Annotated in this window: 15 protein-coding genes; 8 read left to right on the top strand and 7 right to left on the bottom strand. The window is 70.7% G+C overall.

Annotation, left to right across the window (positions count from 1 at the left end; translation table 11 throughout):
* The first annotated feature begins 7 nt into the window (after window positions 1-7).
* Together TSO221_RS23780 and TSO221_RS35115 are read left to right on the top strand one after the other, a co-directional pair.
* On the top strand, window positions 8-778 hold the full coding sequence (locus TSO221_RS23780) for a hypothetical protein (RefSeq protein WP_109121003.1): 771 nt from the start codon (window positions 8-10) through the stop codon (window positions 776-778).
* The gene (locus TSO221_RS35115) at window positions 768-1,127 is read left to right on the top strand and encodes a hypothetical protein (RefSeq protein ID WP_146208895.1); all 360 of its coding nucleotides are present in this window, start codon (window positions 768-770) and stop codon (window positions 1,125-1,127) included. The genes TSO221_RS23780 and TSO221_RS35115 overlap by 11 nt, the downstream gene beginning before the upstream one ends.
* A 52-nt stretch (window positions 1,128-1,179) precedes the next feature.
* Here TSO221_RS35115 and TSO221_RS23770 read toward each other — a convergent pair whose 3' ends face one another.
* On the bottom strand, window positions 1,180-1,545 hold the full coding sequence (locus TSO221_RS23770; RefSeq protein WP_109121001.1) for a response regulator: 366 nt from the start codon (window positions 1,543-1,545) through the stop codon (window positions 1,180-1,182).
* 267 nt (window positions 1,546-1,812) lie between these two features.
* On the opposite strand from TSO221_RS23770, the gene TSO221_RS23765 reads away from it, so the two are divergent.
* Both TSO221_RS23765 and serA read left to right on the top strand, forming a co-directional pair.
* Complete coding sequence (locus TSO221_RS23765) at window positions 1,813-2,976, top strand: phosphoserine transaminase (protein ID WP_109121000.1); 1,164 nt, start codon at window positions 1,813-1,815, stop codon at window positions 2,974-2,976.
* Between the two features lie 199 nt (window positions 2,977-3,175).
* Window positions 3,176-4,753, top strand: coding sequence for a phosphoglycerate dehydrogenase (gene serA / locus TSO221_RS23760; protein ID WP_109120999.1), 1,578 nt, complete (start codon window positions 3,176-3,178; stop codon window positions 4,751-4,753).
* Window positions 4,754-4,791: 38 nt separating this feature from the next.
* Here the strand turns inward: serA and TSO221_RS23755 are convergent, their stop codons facing one another.
* From TSO221_RS23755 to ipdC, 4 genes are all read right to left on the bottom strand, one after another.
* Complete coding sequence (locus TSO221_RS23755) at window positions 4,792-6,810, bottom strand: methyl-accepting chemotaxis protein (RefSeq protein WP_109120998.1); 2,019 nt, start codon at window positions 6,808-6,810, stop codon at window positions 4,792-4,794.
* Window positions 6,811-7,031: 221 nt separating this feature from the next.
* On the bottom strand, window positions 7,032-7,592 hold the full coding sequence (locus TSO221_RS23750; RefSeq protein ID WP_109120997.1) for a hypothetical protein: 561 nt from the start codon (window positions 7,590-7,592) through the stop codon (window positions 7,032-7,034).
* A gap of 100 nt (window positions 7,593-7,692) precedes the next feature.
* Window positions 7,693-8,367 (bottom strand): isoprenoid biosynthesis glyoxalase ElbB, encoded by a 675-nt coding sequence (gene elbB / locus TSO221_RS23745; RefSeq protein WP_109120996.1) that lies wholly within the window; start codon window positions 8,365-8,367, stop codon window positions 7,693-7,695.
* Window positions 8,368-8,550: 183 nt separating this feature from the next.
* On the bottom strand, window positions 8,551-10,176 hold the full coding sequence (ipdC, locus tag TSO221_RS23740; protein ID WP_109120995.1) for an indolepyruvate/phenylpyruvate decarboxylase: 1,626 nt from the start codon (window positions 10,174-10,176) through the stop codon (window positions 8,551-8,553).
* A gap of 145 nt (window positions 10,177-10,321) precedes the next feature.
* On the opposite strand from ipdC, the gene TSO221_RS23735 reads away from it, so the two are divergent.
* The 3 genes from TSO221_RS23735 to cysS all read left to right on the top strand — a co-directional run bounded on the left by TSO221_RS23735 (window position 10,322) and on the right by cysS (window position 13,836).
* On the top strand, window positions 10,322-11,017 hold the full coding sequence (locus tag TSO221_RS23735) for a hypothetical protein (RefSeq protein WP_146208894.1): 696 nt from the start codon (window positions 10,322-10,324) through the stop codon (window positions 11,015-11,017).
* Window positions 11,018-11,111: 94 nt separating this feature from the next.
* Window positions 11,112-12,455, top strand: coding sequence for a glutamate--tRNA ligase (gene gltX / locus TSO221_RS23730; RefSeq protein ID WP_109120993.1), 1,344 nt, complete (start codon window positions 11,112-11,114; stop codon window positions 12,453-12,455).
* A gap of 7 nt (window positions 12,456-12,462) precedes the next feature.
* Window positions 12,463-13,836: a cysteine--tRNA ligase gene (cysS, locus tag TSO221_RS23725; protein ID WP_109120992.1), complete on the top strand. Its 1,374-nt coding sequence runs from the start codon at window positions 12,463-12,465 to the stop codon at window positions 13,834-13,836.
* A gap of 4 nt (window positions 13,837-13,840) precedes the next feature.
* On the opposite strand, the gene TSO221_RS23720 is transcribed toward cysS, so the two are convergent.
* Window positions 13,841-15,397: a sensor domain-containing diguanylate cyclase gene (locus TSO221_RS23720; RefSeq protein WP_109120991.1), complete on the bottom strand. Its 1,557-nt coding sequence runs from the start codon at window positions 15,395-15,397 to the stop codon at window positions 13,841-13,843.
* A 290-nt stretch (window positions 15,398-15,687) separates the two neighbouring features.
* Between TSO221_RS23720 and TSO221_RS23715 the strand changes: the two genes are divergently transcribed.
* Window positions 15,688-16,155: a preQ0 transporter gene (locus TSO221_RS23715; protein ID WP_109120990.1), complete on the top strand. Its 468-nt coding sequence runs from the start codon at window positions 15,688-15,690 to the stop codon at window positions 16,153-16,155.
* On the opposite strand, the gene TSO221_RS23710 is transcribed toward TSO221_RS23715, so the two are convergent.
* Window positions 16,152-16,785 (bottom strand): MFS transporter (locus tag TSO221_RS23710; RefSeq protein WP_158284196.1); only part of this gene is annotated, 634 nt, incomplete at its 5' end. The two genes, TSO221_RS23715 and TSO221_RS23710, sit on opposite strands and share 4 nt — an antisense overlap.

Below are 16,785 nucleotides of genomic sequence, written 5' to 3'. Positions count from 1 at the left end.
GGCGGCCATGACGAACCCCCTGCGAGCCTCCGACATCGCCGCCGTCATGCGCCCGCCCGAGGCGTTGCGCGCGCTGCCGGACTTCGTCCCCGGCGTCCTGGCGCCGGACCGGCTGGCCGACCTCAAGCGCCGCGCCGACGCCGCGCGTGCCTATGCAACGAGCGTCAACGAGTGGGCCGGCCGCGTCGAGTGGACCGCCGCCCAGATCGCCGCCGAGGCGGCGCCCGACGCCGTGCTGCCGCTGGAGCGCACGGCGATCACCCTGCTGTGGATGGCGCGCAGCGCCGAGAGCACGCTCGGCCCGCTGCTGGAGCGCTGCGCCGACCTGCGCGGCCGCATCGCCGAAACGGCGACGGAGGAGGAGTGGGCGCAGTGGACCGGCTTCCTGGAGCTGGGCATCGCCGCCCTCCAGCGCGTCATCGACACCGCCGAGTCCGCCAGCCGACAGGCCTTCGCGGCGCTCTATCAGGCGGCCCCGACGCTGTACCCGCGCGGCGTCGACGACCTCGACCCGGAACGCCTGCGCGACGAGCGCGCGGTCTACGTCTACCAAGCGTTCGTGGCGCAGGAACTCGGCCTGGAGAGCGAGCCGATGGGGCAGTCGTTCGGCGACGACCTGTTCCGCGTGCTCGGCATCCGCGTGCCGCCCGGCACCGACAGGCCGCACCGCGTCTACCGCGCGGCGCTCGACCGCGTGCACGCCCGCGTGCGCGAGGCCGGACCCGAGTTCGCCGGCCGCATCGGCTTCGAATTCCTGCGGGGGACCCATGCGTCCTGAAGACCTGATCGCCGCCGCCGAGTCCCTGCTGGCGGGCACCCCGGGGGAGGCGCAGTGCCGCATGGCGGCGCAGGCCTGCTACACCGCGGCGCTGCACATGGCGGCCCCGCACGTCGGTGTCGACGTCGGCCGCGACCCGGTGCGCCACGCCAAGGTGCGCGCGGCGATGCGGACCGCGCGCTTCACCGACGCGCCGCCGCAGCACATCCTGGTGCTGGCCAACTATTTCGAGGATCTGGCGCGGTTGCGCCAGCACGCCGAGTACTGGCCGGACCTGCCCTTCGACGCCGACCACGCCGATCAGGCGCTGGAGTGGATGCGCGGAGTGCTGGCGGCGGTGGGGCGGTAGTCGCGGGCTTCGGCGCCGGGCCGCCTGTCGGGCGGCCCGGCATCGGAACCGCTCACCAACCCATCACGTGGCGGATCTTCGCTTGCAGCTGTTCCGTGTTGAACGGCTTTATGATGTAGTTGTTGATGCCGTACTTCTTGCCTTCCATGATCAGTTCATGGCTGACGTCCGGCATGATCAGGATGAATCGGACGTTCTTGATCTCATCGTCGGCGCGGATGCTCTTGAGAAGCTCAATGCCGCTTTCCTGGCCGACCTTCCAGTCGCAGAGCACGAGGTCGTGCGGGCTGTCGCGGAGCGTCTGAAGCGCAGCCGGGAAACTGTCCGCCTGGCTCGGCTCCGGATAACCGTTCATCACAACGTGATTGCGCACGATGCGCCGCAGGGTGGCCGTTTCGTCGACGATCAGAGCCTTCATGGGAATACCCCTTCATTCTCTTGTATGTTGCAGAATGCACAACCAAATGATCGTATTATTTCTTTAAATACCCTGCATGGAGGAATATAATATGAAAAATTCCTCCATTAGTCGTTCATGATTGCGGCAGCGCATCTCCAGCCCCGCGCGGCATCCCGCCCCAGGCACGCCTGTGTCCCTTCCGTTGACGGACCCCCGCCCACGCACCTATCGTCGCTGCGGGCCGCGACCGCCCACCCGGTCGCACAGCAACGAAGGAAGCGTTCCATGAAGCCGACCGTCCGGCCGACCGTTCCCAACTTCTCCTCGGGTCCCTGCGCCAAGCGTCCGGGCTGGTCGCTGGACGCGCTGAAGGGCGCCTGTCTCGGCCGTTCGCACCGTTCGAAGCCGGGCAAGGCCAAGCTGCAGCAGGTCATCGACCTGTCCAAGGAGATCCTGGGCATCCCCGCCGACTACCGCCTGGGCATCGTGCCGGCCTCCGACACGGGTGCCGTCGAGATGGCGCTGTGGTCGCTGCTGGGCGCCCGGCCGGTGGACGTGCTGGTGTGGGAGAGCTTCAGCAAGGACTGGGGCACCGACATCGCCAAGCAGCTGAAGCTCGACGCCCGCCTGCTCCAGGCCGGCTACGGCGAGATCCCCGATCTCAAGCAGGTCGATTGGAGCCGCGACGTCGTCTTCGCCTGGAACGGCACCACGTCCGGCGTGCGCGTGCCGGACGGCGACTGGATCCCGGCCGATCGCCAGGGCCTCGCCATCTGCGACGCCACCTCGGCGGCGTTCGCCATGGACCTGCCGTGGGACAAGCTCGACGTCGTCACCTGGTCCTGGCAGAAGGTGCTGGGCGGCGAGGCGGCGCACGGCATGCTGGTGCTGAGCCCGCGCGCCGTGGAGCGCCTGGAGAGCTACAAGCCGGCGTGGCCGATGCCGAAGATCTTCCGCATGACCAAGGACGGCAAGATCAACGAGGGCATCTTCAAGGGCGACACCATCAACACGCCGTCCATGCTGGCGGTCGAGGACGCCATCGACGGCCTGCAGTGGGCCAAGTCGGTCGGCGGCCTGACGGCGCTGGTCGAGCGCTCGGAAGGCAACCTGAAGAAGATCGCCGACTGGCAGGCGAAGTCCGGCAACTGGGCGGCGTTCCTGGCGAAGGACCCGGCCATCCGCTCCTGCACCTCGATCTGCCTGACCATCGCGGACCCGGCGGTCACCGCGCTGGACGCGGGCGGCCAGGCGGACTTTGCCAAGAAGCTGGCGTCGCTCTTGGAGAAGGAAGGTGTGGCCTACGACATCGCGGCCTACCGCGATGCGCCGGCCGGCCTGCGCATCTGGGGCGGCGCCACCGTCGAGGGCGGCGACATCGACGCGCTGCTGCCCTGGCTCGACTGGGCGTTCGCCACGGCGAAGGCCGAGATCACGGCGGCTGCCTGATCACTTGCCCCCACCCCTGCCCCCTCCCCCGCTTTGCAGGGGAGGGGAATGGCGACAGGCCCCCTCCCCTGCGAAGCTCACGCGCAAACCTTCGGTTTGCGCTGACGCGGCAGGCGGATCTTCGATCCGCCGAGAGCAGGGGAGGGATGGGGTGGGGGCACCTAGGGCGCATTCAACCAATTCCCCAGGGGAGCCCCACATGCCCAAGGTCCTGATTTCCGACAAGCTGTCCGACCGCGCCGTCGAGATCTTCCGCGAGCGCGGCGTCGAGGTGGACGTCCGTCCCGGCCTGTCCGCCGACGACCTGAAGACCATCATCGGCGACTACGACGGCCTCGCCATCCGCTCGGCCACCAAGGTGACCAAGGATCTGCTGGCCGCGGCGACCAACCTCAAGGTCGTCGGCCGCGCCGGCATCGGCGTCGACAACGTGGACGTGCCGGCCGCCACCCAGCGCGGCGTGGTGGTCATGAACACGCCGTTCGGCAACTCCATCACCACGGCCGAGCACGCCATCGCGCTGCTGTTCGCCGTCGCCCGCGACATCCCGCAGGCCAACGCCTCCACCCACGCCGGCAAGTGGGAGAAGAACCGCTTCATGGGCGTCGAGGTGTCCGGCAAGACGCTGGGCCTGATCGGCGCCGGCAACATCGGCTCCATCGTCGCCGACCGGGCGCAGGGGCTGAAGATGAAGGTCGTCGCCTACGACCCGTTCCTGTCGCACGAGCGCGCCGTCACGCTGGGGGTCGAGAAGGTCGAACTGGACGAGCTGCTGGCCCGCGCCGACTTCATCACGCTGCACACGCCGCTGACCGAGCAGACGAAGAACATCCTCGACGCCAAGGCGCTGGCCAAGTGCAGGAAGGGTGTCCGCATCGTCAACTGCGCCCGCGGCGGCCTGATCGTCGAAGCCGACCTGAAGGCGGCCATCGAGTCCGGCCACGTCGCCGGCGTGGCGCTCGACGTCTTCGCGACGGAGCCGGCCAAGGACAACGCCCTGTTCGGCCTGGAGCAGGTGATCTGCACCCCGCACCTCGGCGCCTCCACCTCGGAAGCGCAGGAGAACGTGGCGCTGCAGGTGGCCGAGCAGATGTCGGACTACCTGATGACCGGCGCGGTGGTGAACGCGCTGAACATGCCCTCGGTCTCGGCCGAGGACGCGCCGAAGCTGAAGCCCTACATGCGGCTGGCCGAGCAGCTCGGCAGCTTCGCCGGGCAGATCACGCAGTCCGGCCTGCGCTCCATCACCGTGGAGTACGAGGGCGCCGTGGCCGAGCTGAACACCAAGCCGCTGACCGCGCTGGTGGTCATGGGCCTGCTGTCGCCGCTGCTGGACAGCGTCAACATGGTCAACGCCCCGGTGATCGCGCGCGAGCGCAACATCGACATCGCCGAGACCAAGCGCGACCGCGGCGGCGACTACCACACGCTGATCCGCGTGACGGTGGTCAGCGAGCAGCGCAGCCGCACGCTGACCGGCTCGCTGTTCGGCGGCGACAAGCCGCGCCTCGTCGGCATCGACGAGGTGCCGGTGGAGGCCGAGCTGTCCACCCACATGCTGTACATCCGCAACGAGGACAAGCCGGGCTTCATCGGCCGGCTGGGCGCGACGCTGGGCGACGCCGGCGTCAACATCGCGTCCTTCCACCTCGGCCGCACCGCGCCGGGCGAGAACGCCATCGCGCTGGTCTCGGTGGACCAGCGGATCGGCGACGACGTGCTGGCGAAGATCGCCGCGCTGCCGAGCGTGGTGCAGGCGAAGGTGCTGCGGTTCTGACCCTCCAAAGCCCCTCCTCCTCGCGGGGGAGGGGCTTCTTACGCCGCGTGCTCCAGCGGCCTCAGCCCCGCCACCAGCCTCCGGAACGCCTCGGCGAACGCCTGGGCGTCGGAGGCGGGCACGGTGAAGGTCAGGTGTGCCCGGCCGTCCTCGATGCGCTTCACCGTCGCCGGGATCGCCCGCTCCATCCCCGGTAAGGTCAGCTGCACCGCGTTCCCGGCGCTCAGCCCCGCGACGTCGCCCTTCGCCTGGGCGCCGCCCTCCGAGGCGTTCTCCACCGTCACCGCGACCTGCCGCGCGCCGGCCGACAGCGTGCCCGGGCGGTTCAGCGGGTAGCGTGGCAGGCGGCGGCGGTTGACCTCCGGCGTGGCGGTGCGCACCGCCTCGATCACCACGTGGCGCAGCTGGTCGATGCTCTGCGCCACCATGCCGGACAGGCTGTTCACCTGCGTCGCCCGCTCGCCGGTCACCGACGCCTCGGCGGAGACCTGGGCGATGCGCTCCGCCACCTCCTGCGCGGCTTCCGAGGTCTGCGCCACGGTGCGGGCGATCTCGCTGGTCGCCGCGCCCTGCTGGTCGATGGCGGTGGCGATGGTGGTCGACACCGTCTCGACGTTGCGGATGGCGTTGGTGATGGCGCGCACCGCTTCCACCGTTTCCGCCGTGGTGGTCTGGATCTCGGTGATCTGGCTGGCGATCTCGTCGGTCGCCTTGGCGGTCTGGGTGGCGAGGCTCTTGACCTCCGAAGCGACGACCGCGAAGCCCTTGCCCATCTCGCCGGCCCGCGCCGCCTCGATGGTGGCGTTGAGCGCCAGCAGGTTGGTCTGGCCGGCGATGTCGTTGATCAGCTTGGTCACCTCGCTGATCCGGTTCACCGCGTTGACCAGCTGCATCATCGTCTGCTCGGCGTGCCCCGACGCCGTCACCGCCTTGCCGGTGATGCCGGTGGCGGTGCCGATCTGGCCGGAGATGTCGCGGATCGCCGCGCTCAGCTGCTCGGTCGCCGAGGCGACGGTCTGCGCGTTGGCCAGCGCCTGCTGCGCGGCGGCCGCGACGTTCTGGCTGTTGTTGCTGACCGCCCCGGCCGAGGCCGCCATCTCCGTGGCGTTGGCGGCCATGCGGCCGGTGCGCGTCGCCACGTTCTCGACCGCGGCGGTGGCCTCGCGCTCCACCGTCTCGGCCATGCGCATCAGCGCGTCGCGCTTGTCGTGCTCGGCCCGCTCGCGCTCCGCCTCCTGCGTGGCGCGCAGGCGTTCGGCCTCCAGCGCGTTCTCCTTGAACACGGTGACGGCGGCGGCCATGGCGCCCACCTCGTCGCTGCGGTCGGCGGCGGGAATCCCGACCGTCAGGTCGCCGCCGGCCAGCCGCTTCATCACCCCGGTCATCGCCACCACCGGCCGGATCACGCCGACCGCGATGCCGGCCACCCCGGCCACCAGCAGCGCCAGCACCAGCGCCGAGCCCACCCACACCACCGTCATGAACAGGGTCTCGCGGTCGGCGGCGTGGGCCTCGGTGGCGGCGTTCAGCGTCTCCGTCGCGGCCACCACCTCATCGACCACGGCGCGGTGCGCGCCATAGGCGGCGGCGACGTCGGCGTAGGCGGCGCGCGCCGTCTCCAGGTCGCGCTTGGCCAGCGCCGGCAGCAGCCGCCCTTCGAGCGCGTCCCAGAAGCGCATGACGTGGGCGTGCGAGGTGCGGGTCAGCTTGTCGCGCAACGCCGGCTCGAAGTCCTGCGCCAGCCAGTAGTCGTGGCGCTCGTCGTATTCCTTGTGCAGCTTGGCCAGCCGGGCGCGATGCGCCTCGACCGAGGCCGGGTCGTTCATCGCCAGCGTCGCCTCGAGGTAGGATTCAATGACGTATTCCGGCGGCGGCAGGATATCGGCGATCAGGTCCTTGCCGAAGATGATGCGCTGGTAGATCGGGCCACCGACCTTCAACTCGTTTATGGCGAAATTACCGGCGGCGCCCGCGGCCAGGAAGCTGAGCGTAAGCAGGATGCCGAACCAGTTCACCAGACCGGCAATCGTCGGGCGCTTCCACACGCGGTTCGTCATCGTCGCATCCCCCTTCGCATGCGAACCGATGATATCGTCTGTCACGAAAATTTCAAATTCGTGCTGATTCAAGTCTTGCCGGGGCGCATGAAATACGTTCGCGTATGCGAATTCGGTTCTCTGCTTGCATAATCATTCGCCATATTGCCGCTTTCTTGGGCGCATATGGTTCCGACCCTGAGCACGCCGGCGGTGGTGTCACCAGGAGTGATTCGCCGTGGTCAGGGCGCGCGCGCTTCCTGGGTGCGCCAGCGCACCGCCCAGACGGAGCGCTGGATGTCGGCGTCGCCGACCTCCTGGCCGACCGCCGGGCAGTACCAGCCGTCGAAGTAGGAGCGGTTGTCGGACTCCTGCCAGTGCCAGTAGCCGCACTGCCGCTCCACGCCGTCCCTGGCGATGGTCACCTTCATGGTCTCGACCGGGCCGAAGTCGGAGCGCACGGTCGGCCCGTCCGCCACCGCGATCGTCGTCCAGGCGCGGAAGGCCATCTTGTGGCGGAAGCTCTCGGCCAGCGTGTAGGGCGGGAAGCCGCGGTGCTCGGTCTGGTAGGTGGCGGTGAACACCGGTCCCGGCTCGGCCAGCGAGCCGAGGCGCAGCCAGTCGGATTGCGCGGTGCGGGCGATGTCGTCGGGGATGCGGACGCTGACCGCCGGCGCCTGACCGGCGAAGGCGGGGTGCTTCACGGCGATGCGCACGCGGGACGCATCCACCGCGTACCAGTCCGCGGCGGCCGCCGGACCGGCGGCGAAGACGAGGATCGCAAGGAAGAGCGTGCGCACCATGCTGCCCTCCGCGGTCGGGGAACCGCTGCATCAGGGAAGCATGGTACGGGCGGGATCCCGCCGGGTAAATTCCACCCGGCGGGGTAAGTCCCGTGGCCGATCAGGCCGAACGGACGAGCCCGATCAGCGCGTTCACCGCGTTGGCCGCACCATCGGCGATCTGCGCAACGGACGCGTCCAGCATATAACAGGGCGCGGTGACCACCTTGTGCGCCTGATCGACCACCACCTCGCAGTGGGTGGTGGTGCGGTGCTTGGCGCCCAGCGTCTCCAGCGCCTGGGCGGTGCCGGCGTCGGAGCCGATGGTCAGCTCCACCCCCTCCTTGCCCAGCAGCTTGGCGAGGATGGCCGGGGCGATGCACAGCGCGCCGATCGGCTTGCCGGCCTGCACCATGGCGCGCACCGCCGTCTCGACGTCCGGGTTCACCGTGCAGTCCGGGCCCTGGAAGGCGAAGCTGGAGAGGTTCTTGGCCGCGCCGAAGCCGCCGGGGAAGATCAGCGCGTCGACGTCGCCGGCCTGGAACCGGGCGAGGTCGGTGATCTTGCCGCGGGCGATGCGGGCGGATTCCGCCAGCACGTTGCGGGTCTCGCCCGTCTCCTGGCCGGTGGCGTGGTCGATGACGTGCGCCTGGGCGACGTTGGGGGCGTAGCACACGGCTTCCGCCCCCGCCCGGTCGATGGCGATCAGCGTGCACACCGCCTCGTGGATCTCGGCGCCGTCGTAGACGCCGCAGCCCGACAGCACCACGCCGATCCGCAGCTTTTTGTCGGCCATGCTCGGTTCCTCCGTGTCGTTGGTTTTTTCAGCCTCCCTCCCCCGTGGGAGAGGGGGAAATCCTCGATGTGGCGAAGGATGAACCACAGAGGCACAGAGACACAGAGAAAAAAACTCCGTGTTCCTCTGTGTCTCCGTGCCTCTGTGTTTACACTGCCCAAGGCATGGATTTCAGGGCGGCCCCTACTCCGCGGGCTTCTTGTGCAGGCGCTTCTGCCCCTTGACGAAGCGGGCCAGCGTGTCGGACAGCACGCCGCGCGGGATCATCGCCTCGATCAGCTGGAAGCGCCCGCGCGTCTCCCACGCCGTGTCGAGCGCGGCGCCCAGCTCGCCCCGCGTGGACACCCGCATGCCGTCGCCGCCCAGGCTCTTCGCCATGTCGGCGTAGTGCCAGTCGTCGAGGTTGTTGAACGCGGACTCCGGCTGGAAGGTGCGCAGCATCTCCCAGCTGGCGTTGTTGAACAGGACGACGATGGGGTCGAGGCCGAAGCGCCGCGCGTTGCCCAGCTCCCACCCGGTCATCTGGAACGCGCCGTCGCCGACCAGGATCAGCAGGCGCTTGCCCGTCGCCGCCTGCGCGCCCAGGCCGGCCGGCACGCCGAAGCCCATGCCGGCGTAATAGCCCGGCGCCATCAGCCCGGCGTCGCGGATGTCCATGGCGGTGAACAGGCAGTCGCCGATGTCCGAGGCGATCATCAGGTCGCCGTGCTTCGCCGCCATGTCGTTGACGCCGCAGGCGATGTCCATCGGGCCGATCGGCTGCGCGTCGCGGATCAGGCCGGCGGGGTAGGCGCGGCCCTGCGCCTCCGCCACGCGGTCCGACGCCGGCAGCCGCTCCAGCAGCGCGTCCACCAGCCGGTCGAGCGGGATGTCGCGGTAGCTGTGGTAGCCCAGCGTCACCTCGCGGTCGAAGGCGTGGATGGTCTTGCGCAGGTCGAGCTTGCGCTCCGACACCGCGAAGTTGGTGTCCGACAGCAGGGTGCCCAACAGGAACAGCCCGTCCGACTCCTCGACCAGCTTGGTGATCGCCGGGTCGCCGGCGACGCCCAGGTAGGTGCCGCGCGGGGGCCACGGCTTGCCGGACAGCAGGCCGCGCCCCATGAACGAGGTGACCACCGGCACGCCCAGCCGGCGCGCCAGCTCCGCCACCTTGTCCTCCAGGCCGTAGCGGCGCACCTCGACGCACACCATCAGCACCGGCGACGTCGCCTTGCGCAGCTGCGCCAGCACCTCGTCGGCGCAGGCGGCGAGCGCGTCGCCATCCACCGGCAACACCGGGTCGGGGCCGACCGGCCCGACCTCGCGGTTCACCATGTCGCGCGGCAGTTCCAGGTAGACCGGGCGCTGCAGCGCCTGCGCGGCGCCCAGCACGCGGGCGATCTCGGCCGGCGCGGTGGCGGGATCGTCCAGGCGCGCCTGCGCCACGGTGATCTCCTGGAAGACGCGGTACTGGGTGTCCAGCGTCTTGCCCTGGTGGTGCAGCAGCAGCCCGCCGCCCTCGCCGGCGCCTGGCGCGCCGGAAATCACCACCACCGGCGACTTCTCGGCGTACGCCCCGGCCACCGCGTTGACCATGTTCAGCGCGCCAGCACCATAGGTGACGGCCGCCACGCCCAGCGTGGTGCCGGCGCGCGCCGCCGCGTCCGCCGCGAAGCCGACCGCCGGCTCGTGACTCAGCGTCACCAGCGGCAGGATCTTCGTCTCTTCCATGACCTTGAAGAACGGCAGGGCGAAGTCGCCCGGAATGCCGAACACCGTTTGCGCGCCGCGCTCCTTCAGCGCGTGCAGCAAAGCCTCTGCGAGCCTCATTGTCTCCACTTCCCTTCGGGTTTTTTGCGTTTCCCCCGCGGGCGGCAGAGTGGCGGAGGCGGCGGCTCCGCACAATGCTCTGGATCAAGCCCCGTTATCGAGTCATGCTACCGTGACGTGTATTTCGATGGTGGGGGATTTCGCTGTGCGCAGCCGGACGATTTTTGCCGCAACCCTTGCGCTGGCCCTGGCGGCGTGCGCATCGCAGACCGAACTTTACGACCGTTCCGTCGCCCGCTCCGCGGTGTTCGAGGAATCGAATGTCCGGCCGCTGACGCCGCTTGCCTACCCGGTGCAGGCGCTGACCTACACCACCTACCCGGACTGGGCGGCGGGCAGCGTCGGCGGCACGGTGAAACTGGCGCGCGAGACCTGGATCACCGTCGAGCCGGAGGTGAGCGGGATCTGCCGCTCCTTTCCCAAGGGCGAGGTGGTGCCCCGGCTCAACCAGCTGCTCGGCCTCAAGCCCGCCACGGAGACCGATCTCGCCAAGCGCCGCTTCGTGCGCCTGCGCATCGACGGCCCGCAGAAGACCGGCCCGACCAGCGCCGGCGTCTTCCGTCCCTGCGCCGATCCGGACCCGTACGCCAAGGCCTGCGGCAACACGGTGACGGGCTCGCCGGAGTACGTGGCGTGGTTCGCCAATTGGGCGGTCGGCGCGCACCAGCTGAATCCCGACGTGGCGAAGACCGGCTACCCGTGGACCCGCCTCGGCTACACCTACAACTGGGACCCGGCGGTGGCGGACATCCGCGGCGCCCAGGAATACGTGGTGCCCAAGGACACCGAGGTGACGGTGGTCGGCGTGGTGGATCCGGCGGAGTACTGCGCGGGGCGGTGAGACGGCGGGGACGGCATGGCGGGCGGAGCCCTCTCGCGCCTCCGCCTGTTCCATGCTATCCCGACACCCCCGTTCCCGTGCCAGGCGTTCCGCCATGTCCGTCGCCGTCCGTTTCGCTCCGTCGCCCACCGGGTTGCTGCACGTCGGCAACGTGCGCCTCGCGCTGGTCAACTGGCTGTTCGCCCGCAAGGCCGGCGGCTCGTTCCTGCTGCGCATGGACGACACCGACGAGGAACGCTCGAAGCCCGAGTACGCCCAGGGGATCGAGGCGGACCTGACGTGGCTCGGCCTGAGCTGGGACCGCTTCGCGCGGGAGAGCGACCGCTACGCCCGCTACGACGAGGCCGCGGACGCGCTGAAGGCCGCCGGGCGGCTGTACCCCTGCTACGAGACGGCCGAGGAGCTGTCGCTGAAGCGCGCCAGCCTGCTGTCGCAGGGCCGGCCGCCGATCTACGACCGTTCGGCGCTGCGGCTGACCGACGCCGACCGCGCCCGGCTGGAAGGCGAGGGCCGCAAACCGCACTGGCGCTTCAAGCTGGAGCACGCGCCCGTGGAGTGGACCGACCTCGTGCGCGGGCCGGTGCATTTCGAGGGGACGGCGCTGTCCGACCCGGTGCTGATCCGCGAGGACGGGCGGCCGCTCTACACGCTGACCTCGGTGGTGGACGACGCCGACTTCGCCATCACGCACGTCATCCGCGGCGAGGACCACGTCGCCAACACCGCCGTGCAGATCCAGATCTGGCAGGCGCTGGGCGCCGCGGTGCCGGGCTTCGCGCACCTGCCGCTGCTGACCGACGCGGGCGGGCAGGGGCTCTCCAAGCGCCTGGGCAGCCTGTCCGTGACCTCGCTTCGCGAGGAGGAGGGCATCCAGCCGATGGCGCTGGCCAGCCTGCTCGCCAAGCTCGGCACCTCCGACGCCATCGAGCCGCGGCTGACCCTGGACGAGCTGGTCGCCGAGTTCGCCATGGAGAAGGTCTCGCGCGCCACGCCGAAGTTCGATCTGGAGGAGCTGAAGCGCCTCAACGCCCGCCTGCTGCACGCCACCCCCTTCGAGGCGGTGCGCGCCGAGCTGGACGGGCGCGGCTTCCACGGCGTCGACGCGGCGTTCTGGGAGGCGGTGCGGCCGAACCTGGAGACGCTCGCCGACGTCGCCGCGTGGTGGAGCGTCACGCACGCGCCGGTCGCCCCGCTGGTCGAGGATGCCGCCTTCACCCAGGCCGCCGCCGGCCTGCTGCCGGAGGAGCCGTGGGACGCCGCCACCTGGGGTGCCTGGACGAACGCGGTGAAGCAGGCCACCGGCCGCAAGGGCAAGGAGCTGTTCCATCCCCTGCGCCTCGCGCTCACCGGGCGGGAGCATGGACCGGAGTTGAAGAACCTGCTACCCCTGATCGGCCGCGTGCGCGCCGTGCGCCGCCTAAATGGTGAGACCGCCTGAGGACCCCATGCCGCTCGACCTGTACAACACGCTGAACCGCCGCAAGGAGCGTTTCGAGCCGCTGTCGCCGGACAGCGTCGGCATGTACGTGTGCGGCCCCACGGTGTACGACACGGCGCACATCGGCAACGCCCGGCCGGTGGTGGTGTTCGACGTGCTGTACCGGCTGCTCAAGCGCCTGTACCCGAAGGTGACGTACGTCCGCAACATCACCGACGTGGACGACAAGATCATCGACCGTTCCCGCGAGTCCGGCGAGCCCATCGAGGCCCTGACCGAGCGTACGGCGCGCCTGTACCACGAGGACATGGGCGCCCTGAACGCGCTGCGCCCCGACATCGAGCCGCGCGCCACGCACCACATCGGCCAGATGATCGCCATCATCCAGCGCCTGATCGACGCCGGCCACGCGTACGCTGCCGACGGGCACGTCCTGTTTTCCGTGCCCTCCATGGCGGAGTACGGCCAGCTCTCCCGCCGCTCCATCGACGAGCTGATCGCCGGGGCGCGCGTCGACGTGGCGCCCTACAAGCGCGACCCGCAGGACTTCGTGCTGTGGAAGCCCAGCGCCGACGGCGTGCCGGGCTGGGACTCGCCGTGGGGCCGCGGCCGGCCGGGCTGGCACATCGAGTGCTCGGCCATGGCGAAGGAGCACCTGGGCGTCACCTTCGACATCCACGGCGGCGGGCTGGACCTGATCTTCCCGCACCATGAGAACGAGATCGCGCAGAGCCGCTGCGCGCACGACGGCGCGCACCTCGCGCGCTACTGGGTGCACAACGGCTTCGTGACGGTCGAGGGCGAGAAGATGTCCAAGTCGCTGGGCAACTTCTTCACCGTGCACGACCTGCTGGACGAGTTCCCCGGCGAGGCGATCCGCCTGACGCTGCTGTCCGCCCACTACCGCCAGCCGCTGGACTTCACCCGCGACGGCCTGCGCGCCGCCAAGGCGACGCTCGACCGCTGGTACGGTGCGCTGCGCGGCGAGCCGGAACCGCTGGAGCAGGACCTGCCCTTCGACATGCTGGCGGCGCTGGAGGACGACCTCAACACCCCGCTCGCCATCGCGCACCTGCACGAGTTCGCCGCGGCGGTCCACAAGGCCGAGGCGCCGGCCAACAAGGCGATGGCGAAGGGCGGGCTGCTGGCCGCCGGCCGCGCGCTGGGCCTGCTGGAGCAGGACCCGGAGGCGTGGTTCCGCTGGGCGCCGAAGGGCGCCGCGCAGCTCGCCGACGCGGAGATCGAGCAGCTGATCGCCGACCGCAAGGCGGCGCGGGGTGCCAAGAACTTCGCCGAGGCCGACCGCATCCGCAAGCACCTGCTCGACCAGGGCATCGTGCTGGAGGACGGGCCGCAGGGCACCACCTGGAAGCGGGCGTGACGCTTCAACTGGCGGCCATCACGTCGGCGGCATAGCCGAGCGACGTCAGGCGGGTGCCGTTGCGCCCGGTCCGCTTGACCTCGTACAGCATGCGGTCGGCGGTGGCGATCAGGTGGGCGGCGGTCACCTCGGGTCCGGGCGGCGCCACGGCGACGCCGATGCTCACTGTCAGCCGGCCGCTCGCCGCCCCCACGTTGGAGATGCCGAGGCTGGCCAGCGTGGTGTGGATGCGCTCGGCCACGTCGGCGGCGCCCTCGGCACCGGTGTCGGGCAGCACCACCGCGATCTCCTCGCCGCCGTAGCGCGCCACCAGATCGGCCGGGCGGCGGGCGGCGGCGCACACCGCCTTGGCGACGCGGCGCAGGCACTCGTCGCCGGCCTGATGGCCGTAGGTGTCGTTGAACGCCTTGAAGTGGTCGATGTCGAGCATCAGCAGCGCCGTCGGGGTGCCGGCGCGCCGGGCGCGCAGCAGTTCCACCTCCAGCGCCTCGTCGAAATGGCGGCGGTTGAAGATGCCGAGCAGCGGGTCGAGGCGCGCCAGTTCCTTCAGCTTGCGGTTGGCGTCCTGCACCCGCTCGCCGGCGGCGGCCAGCTCGTCGGCCTTCACGGCCAGCGTGTCGCGCATCGCCAGGTTGTGGTGATACGACCGCGCCAGCAGCACCCCCGCCAGCGCCAGCAGCGCCGACACCGCGGCGCCGACGGCCAGCGTCGTGCCGCGCCGCTCCAGGTACGGCGCCAGCACCTCACTCTCGGCCAGCACCACCAGCACCACCAGCGGGTGGTTGGCGAGGCGGCGGTACGCGCCGATGCGCTGCACGTTGTCGACGGAACTGGGCGCGCGGTACACCCCGGCCGCCGGGGCGGCGGGGTTGAAGAACGGGCGCTCGCCCGGCACCAGCCGGCCCAGGGGGTTTTCCGGTGCCGGCAGCTTCGAGGCGCGGGCGCGGATGACGCGATCCAGGCCGATCAGCGTGACCGCGCCGCTGTGGCCGACGTCGATGGTCTTGTAGAAGTCGGCGAAATAGTCGGGGCTGAGTGCCAGGACGATCACGCCGCCGAAGCCGCCGTCCGGGGCGGGGACGCGCCGGGTGAACTGCAGGGTCCACCGCTTCGTCACCCGGCCGAGCACCGGCTCGCTGACGTACAGCGCGTCGCCGCCGTCGATCTGGTGGACCTTGAAGTGCGGGCGGTCGCCGAGATACAGGCGCTCGGCGTCGGGGATGTTGCTGGCGGTCAGATGGCCGTCGCGGTCGATGATCGAGACCTGGAGCCGCAGGCTGCGCCCCAGCGCGGTCTGCATGATGGCGGCCCGCTCGGCGAACCGCTCCGGCTCCTTCACCCAGTCGTGGCGCAGCAGCAGCAGGATGGAATCGATGTCGTCGACGGTGCGGACGACGTGCTCCTCGAACGCACGGGCGAGGTTCAGGGCATCGACGCCGGCGGAGGCGGTCAGCGCCTCCCGGTCGCGTTCCAGGTCGTGCAGAAGCGCCGTCCACAGCCCGCCGATCATCAGCGTGACGACGGCGAGGATCGCCGCCGGAATCCGCCAGTGTCCGCGCAAGGCGGCCGGTGCGGTCGCTTTCTTTTCGCTCCGTTCCCCCATTCCGTCCCCGTGCGGATGCGTGCAGGCTGCCGGCTCGTCGGCGTTCGTGCAACAGGATAATCATTATACACCAAAGGCGTGCAGGGCACATGCGACCAAAACGGCGCGCTTCCCGCGCGGCGCCGGAAGGAGTGACGGCGCCGCCGCTTCCGTGTTAAAGCAGGCGCCGGGGCGCCCGCGTTCAGGCGGGTCTGCCCCGGTTTCGCGTCTACGCGCCCGCGTTCAGGCGGGTGGCATCGGAGGATTCCATGATCTGGCTCGCCGCCTACATCGGCAGCGTGGTTGCCATCAACTACGCCTTCAGCATGGCCCCGCACCTGGACCTCGTCTGGTCCTGCTGGGTCGGCTTCATCTTCATCCTGCGCGACATGGTGCAGGTGCGCTTCGGGCACGGGTCGCTGGCCGCCATGGCCGCGGGCAGCGTGCTGTCCTACCTGCTGGCCGACCCGTTCGTGGCGCTGGCCAGCGTCGCCGCCTTCGCGGTGTCGGAGACCATCGACTGGGCGGTCTTCACCGTCACCAGGCGCCCGCTGCGCGACCGGCTGTGGCTGAGCGCCGCCCTGTCGGTGCCGGCCGACACGGCGATCTTCTTCGGCATGATCGGCGTCTGGTCGCCCGCCGTGTGGACCGCCAGCATCGCTTCCAAACTGGCCGGCGTGACCGCGGTCTGGCTGCTGATGCGCGCCCGCGAGGGGCGGGCGTACGCGGCGGCCTAAACCGACCCGGACGCACGCAGTTCGGGCATCGGGCGCGTTCCGACCACGGCGGCCGAGGCGACGATGCACGCCATGGCCGCCGGCAGCAGGAACCGCCCGGTGCCCAGGTGCGTCATCGCCCAGCCGGCCAGCATCGGCCCGGCGCTGGCCCCGGCGGCGTTCAGCAGCAGAAGCAGGCTGTTGGCCGCCAGCCGCTCGTCGGCGCGCACCGCGTCGTTCACGCAGCCCGACGCCAACGGGTACAGCGTGCAGGCCGACGCCCCCAGCAGCACCCCGCCCATGCACAGCGCCAGCAGGTCGCCGGCCGGTGCCAGCGCCAGCACCACCGTCGCCGCGGCGGTGGCGGCCAGCGCCGCGGTCAGCCAGCGCTCCCGGTGCCCGTGGTCGGCGCCGCGCCCCACCGGGCCGAGCGCCGCCACGCCGCCGAGCATCGCCGCCGCCATGAACGGCCCCGAGGCGGACGCTCCGCCGCCCACCGCCGCGGCGTAGAGCGGCCCCAGCCCATAGAACGCGCCGAGCAGCAGCCCGCCGCACAGGCTGCTGGCGTACGCCGCCGGCGCGCGCGCCAGCAGGCGCGCCCAGGGCGTGCGGGCGCCGCCGCGCGCCGGCAGCGCCGCCGCGCCGAGCACC

The sequence above is a fragment of the Azospirillum sp. TSO22-1 genome, assembly GCF_003116015.1.
Taxonomy (GTDB): Bacteria; Pseudomonadota; Alphaproteobacteria; order Azospirillales; family Azospirillaceae; genus Azospirillum.
Note: the sequence above shows the minus strand (reverse complement) of the source record. Positions and strands in the feature narration are given on the sequence as shown.